Source organism: Halomonas sp., from assembly GCF_031581305.1.
Taxonomy (GTDB): domain Bacteria; phylum Pseudomonadota; class Gammaproteobacteria; order Pseudomonadales; family Halomonadaceae; genus Halomonas.
Window position 1 is genome coordinate 1 of the sequence record NZ_JAVLBC010000269.1, and the last position, 3,456, is coordinate 3,456.

Here is a 3,456-nt window from a genome sequence, read left to right on the forward strand (position 1 = left end):
CTATCCCGTGCCGACCTGCCTCGCCGAGCTCTGGCAGCCGGTGGTCCGCCAGCTCGAGGAGAGCTGGGGGGAGCAGCTGGGCGATGCACTGCAGCGCCGCACCCTCGAGACCTTCCTGCGCACCCGCATCGGCACCCGGCTGCTGCACGCCAACCGGCTGAGCAGGGGGCCAACGCTGCTGATCGCGCCCCTGCCCGATGACCCCGCCCCGCTCTGGGTGCTGCTCACGGCCCTGGCCGCCAGCGACCGCGGCTACCGGGTGCACCTCTTCGATGCCCCGCTGCCCTGCAGCGAGCTGCCGCTGGCGGTGGAACGCTTCCAGGCGGCGGCCCTGCTGCTGGCCAGCGGCAAGGCAGAGAAGGCCGAGCTGGTACGGCGCCAGCTGCCGCGCCTGGCCGAGCAGCTCGAGGTACCACTGATGGCCTGCGGCCCCATGGCCCGTATCCGCGAGACCGACCTGGAGGAGACCCGGGTGGAGCTGCTGGGCGATGACCTTGGCGAGGCCATGCAGCGCCTGCAGGCCCGCCTTCCCGTCCGCTGAACCGGAGCCACCCATGACCCGCCCTGTAATCGTCTGGTTCCGCAGCGACCTGCGTATCCACGACAACACCGCCTTGACCACGGCCGCCCACCAGGGCCCTGTGGTCGCCGTTTTCCTGCGCAGCCTCCCCCACTGGCAGCGCCATGGCCACGGCGCCAACAAGCTCGACTTCTGGGGCCGCGGGGTCGCCGCACTGCGCGACAGCCTGGACGGCCTCGGGATTCCGCTACTGCACCGCGATATCGACGACTTCACCGCGGCCCCGGCGACCCTGCTGGCCATCGCCCGGGAGACCGGCGCCGCCGCCCTGCACTTCAACCGCGAATACCCGGTGGACGAGCTCGCCCGCGACGCCGCCGTCATCGACACCTTCGCCGGTGCGGGCCTCACCGCTCAGGGCCACCATGATGCCGTGGCCTATGCGCCCGGCAAGCTGCTCACCGGCAAGGGCGATTACTATGGCGTCTTTACCCCCTTCGCCAAGGCCTGGCACCGCCAGCTGACGGCGGAGCAGATCGCCCTGCATGACACACCGCCACCCCAGGCGCGCCCCACCATCGCTTCCGACCCGCTGCCCGAGCTTCCCGACCTGGACGACACGCCCATCGACAGTCGCCAGTGGCCAGCCGGCGAGGGGCCCGCCGCCGATCGCCTGGAGCGCTTCCTGCGCTTTCGCGGACGCCACTATGCCGAACAGCGGGACTTCCCGGCGATCCGCGGCACCAGCGAACTCTCGCCCTACCTGGCGCTGGGCATGATCTCCCACCGCCAATGCCTGCAGGCGGTGCTGGCCGAGAACGACGGCGCCCTGGCCGAGGGTGACGCCGGCCTCACGGCCTGGGTCAACGAGCTGGTATGGCGAGAGTTCTATCGCCACGTGGCCGTCGGCTTCCCGCGGGTCTGTCGCCATCGCGCCTTCCAGCGCCACACCGAGGCGCTTGCCTGGCGCGACGACGAGGGCGGCTTCGCCGCCTGGTGCGAGGGACGCACCGGCTACCCCATCGTCGATGCCGCCATGCGCCAGTTGGTCACCACCGGCTGGATGCACAATCGCCTGCGCATGGTCACCGCCATGTTCCTCAGCAAGCACCTGCTGATCGACTGGCGCCGCGGCGAGACCTTCTTCCTGCGCCACCTGGTGGACGGCGAATTCTGCGCCAACAACGGCGGCTGGCAGTGGGCCGCCTCCACCGGCACCGATGCCGCCCCCTACTTCCGTATCTTCAATCCCACGACCCAGTCGACGCGCTTCGACCCCGATGGTCGCTTCCTCGCCGAGTGGCTGCCGTCACTGGCGGAGCTGCCGGCGAAGGCCCGCCATGCCCCACCCAAGGACCTGCTGGGCAGCGTCGACTACCCGGTCCCCATCGTCGACCACCGGACCGCTCGGGCCCGCGCCCTGGAGGCCTTCAAGGCCCTGAACAGGGACTGACCGCCAACTGACACCGGAGCTCTTGCCATGCGCCAGTCACCTGACCTGGAGGCTTTTTGCGCCTTCTTCAATAAGCTAGACAAAACCTGTACAAAAAAGCTATACCAGGTATATACTGCCGATGTGGAATTCATCGACCCGCTGCACCATATCAAGGGCCGCGAGGCGCTTGAGGGCTACTTCTGCACCCTGTACGACAACGTGACATCGTGCCAATTCACCTTCTACGAGACGCTGCAGCGGCAAGACACGGCGTTCATCACCTGGACGATGCATCTGGTGCACCCAAGGCTCGATGGTGGACACAGGGTGGAGGTCGAGGGCTGCTCGCACCTCCTCTTTGCGGAAGACGGCCGGGTGGTGAGGCACCGCGACTACTTCGATGCCGGCGCCCTGCTCTACGAGCGGCTGCCGGTCATGGGGCCGGCGGTCAGATGGGTAAAGAGGCAACTCACCGGGTGAATCCAGACCGCCAGAGGCGACGTACATAACGCCAGTAACCGCCATGACGGCAAGTGCCGTGGACCGGCGAAGGGAGAGCAGATGACAGCGACGACGCAGAACCAGCGTATCTGGCTGACGGGGGCCACCTCGGGCATCGGCCGAGCCCTGGCCGAACGCCTGCTCGACGAGGGTCACCGGGTGGCCCTGAGTGCACGCAGCGAGTCGGCGCTCGGCGACCTCGCCGCCGGTCGCGATAACGCCCTGCTGCTGCCCCTGGACGTGGCCGACCGTCAGGCCGTGCGCCAGGCCGGCAAGCGCCTGGGCGAGGCATTCGGCGGCCTCGACCTGGTGATTCTCAATGCCGGCACCTGCGAGTACCTGGACGCCCGCGACTTCGATGTCGACCTCGTCGAACGCGTCTTCACCCCCAACTTCTTCGGCGCCGTCTACGGCGTCGAGGCCGCCCTGCCCCTGCTGCGCCGGTCCCGTGCCGAAGGCGGGCGCCCGCTGCTGGCCGCCACCTCCAGCGCCGCCGCCTACCTGCCGCTGCCCCGGGCCGAGGCCTATGGCGCCTCCAAGGCTGCGCTGAGCCACTTTCTGGAATCGCTGCGTCTCGACCTGACCGCCGAAGACATCGACGTGAGCCTGATCCACCCCGGCTTCGTCAAGACCCCGCTAACCGACCGCAATGACTTCGCCATGCCCATGCGCGTGAGCGTCGACGAGGCCGCCACAACGATCCTGAAGGGCCTCGCCAAGCGCCGTCTGGATATCCACTTCCCGCGACGCTTTACGCTGCTGGTGCGACTGGCGGGCATCCTCCCCCCGGGCCTGCGCCATCGCCTGGGCCTGCGCATGATACGCCAGGACAACGCCCCGGAGACCCGCTCATGACTGTCTCGTTCTCACCGTCTCAGCCGTCCCGTGACGCGTCCCGACGGAATGCCGCCCAACGCATTGCCGTGATCGGCAGCGGCATCGGCGGCATGGCCGCCGCCTGGTACCTCTCGAGCCGCCATGAGGTGACGCTCTTCGAGGC

At 68.8% G+C, this 3,456-nt stretch carries 4 protein-coding genes and 1 pseudogene; all 5 read left to right on the forward strand.

The features are described from left to right. Positions 1–541, forward strand: a pseudogene (locus RI841_RS15505) (helix-turn-helix-type transcriptional regulator); the annotation flags it as partial. A gap of 13 nt (positions 542–554) precedes the next feature. After that, positions 555–1,973 (forward strand): deoxyribodipyrimidine photo-lyase, encoded by a 1,419-nt coding sequence (gene phrB / locus RI841_RS15510; protein WP_310706530.1) that lies wholly within the window; start codon positions 555–557, stop codon positions 1,971–1,973. Positions 1,974–2,000: 27 nt separating this feature from the next. Next, the gene (locus tag RI841_RS15515; RefSeq protein WP_310706531.1) at positions 2,001–2,435 is read left to right on the forward strand and encodes a nuclear transport factor 2 family protein; all 435 of its coding nucleotides are present in this window, start codon (positions 2,001–2,003) and stop codon (positions 2,433–2,435) included. Positions 2,436–2,516: 81 nt separating this feature from the next. Further along, positions 2,517–3,311 carry an SDR family NAD(P)-dependent oxidoreductase gene (locus tag RI841_RS15520; protein WP_310706532.1) on the forward strand — a complete coding sequence of 265 codons (795 nt, stop codon included), beginning with the start codon at positions 2,517–2,519 and terminating at the stop codon, positions 3,309–3,311. Beyond that, the coding region (locus RI841_RS15525; RefSeq protein WP_310706533.1) for an NAD(P)-binding protein at positions 3,308–3,456 on the forward strand (149 nt) is incomplete at its 3' end. The genes RI841_RS15520 and RI841_RS15525, both read left to right, overlap by 4 nt.

Coding starts and splice junctions, on each gene's coding strand:
- phrB (WP_310706530.1), top strand. CDS start 555: ATGACCCGCCCTGTAATCGTCTGGTTCCGCAGCGACCTGCGTATCCAC.
- RI841_RS15515 (WP_310706531.1), top strand. CDS start 2,001: ATGCGCCAGTCACCTGACCTGGAGGCTTTTTGCGCCTTCTTCAATAAG.
- RI841_RS15520 (WP_310706532.1), top strand. CDS start 2,517: ATGACAGCGACGACGCAGAACCAGCGTATCTGGCTGACGGGGGCCACC.